The organism is Taklimakanibacter albus (assembly GCF_016595235.1).
Classification (GTDB): Bacteria; Pseudomonadota; Alphaproteobacteria; order Rhizobiales; family Aestuariivirgaceae; genus Taklimakanibacter; species Taklimakanibacter albus.
In genome coordinates this window covers 1-1,259 of sequence record NZ_JAENHL010000002.1, presented here as the reverse complement: position 1 = coordinate 1,259, position 1,259 = coordinate 1, and the positions used below count along the sequence as shown (strand labels likewise).

1 protein-coding gene is annotated in these 1,259 nt (G+C 65.8%); it reads left to right on the top strand.

Going from position 1 to position 1,259, the window contains the following annotated elements; all coding sequences use genetic code 11:
* The coding region (locus JHL16_RS00010) for a Na/Pi cotransporter family protein (RefSeq protein ID WP_200182861.1) at positions 1-1,259 on the top strand (1,259 nt) is incomplete at both ends.

Sequence of the window (1,259 nt, the reverse complement as noted above, 5' to 3'; positions counted from 1 at the left end):
GCCGGCGGCGCCATCGGCACCTCCATCGGTCTGGCGGTGCTGCTCGGCGCCGATGTCGGGTCGGCCCTCGTCTCGGCCGTCTTCGCCTCCAGCAGCTCCTATGCCCTGTGGCTGTCGCCGCTGCTCCTCTTCGCCGGCTACGTGACCTTCACCACCTCCAACGAGTTCCGGCCCCATAATCTCGGCCGCATCCTCATCGGCTTCGGCCTGATGCTGGTGTCGCTCAAATTCATCGTCGGGGCGACCGCGCCCTTACGCGAGGCGACGCTCTTCCACGAGGCCCTCACTGCCATCGGCCGCGAGCCGCTGCTCGCCTTCCTGGTCGGCGCCCTGCTCGCCTGGCTCTGCCATTCGACCCTCGCCGTCATCCTCCTCATCGCCTCCTTCCTCGCCAATGGCAGCCTCGACATCGCCGGAGCACTTTCCTTCATCCTCGGCGTCAATTGCGGCGGCGGCCTCCCCGCCGTCACCGCCACGCTGCAGCTTCAGCCGGAAGCCCGCCGCCTGCCGCTCGCCAATCTGTTCTGCCGCGGCACCGTCTCGGTGATCCTCCTCGCCTTCGTCGGCCGCATCGCCCCTTTTGTGATGGAGCTGCCCTTCGGCCTCATCGAAAAGGCCGTCGCCTTCCATGCCGGCTTCAACCTGCTCACCGCCTTTATCTTCCTGCCCTTCACCCGGCAGGTCTCCCACCTCATGGCCCGGATCGTACCCGACCAGAAGCTGCCGCCCGACAATCTGAGCCAGCCGCGCTATCTCGACCAGATGGCGCTCTCGACGCCCTCCGTCGCCCTCTCAAACGCCGCCCTCGAGACGGTCCGGATGAGCGAGCTGCTCGACCGCATGTTCGACACCGCCATCGTGGCGCTGCGCAGCGACAGCCTGGAAACGCTCAAGGAGCTCAAAACACTCGACGAGCGGCTCAACCGCTATCAGAGCTCGGTGCATGGCTATCTGTCCGACCTCACCCAGGCGGAGCTCGAAAAGGCCGACACCCAGCGGGCGCTCGAGATCATGCTCTATGCCAGCAATCTCGAACATGCGGGCGATGTCATCCATCTCAATCTGGCCGACCGGATCAAGGCCAAGACCAAGCTCGCCATCACCTTCACGGTCAGCCAGCACGCCTCCCTCGACGATCTCTGCCTGATCATCAGCCAGTCGCTCAGGCTCGCCACCGGCGTCCTCACCTCGAACGACGTCGACGGCGCCAAGCGGCTGGTCGAGCAGAAGGACGCCTTCCGGGCGCTCGAGCACAAGAT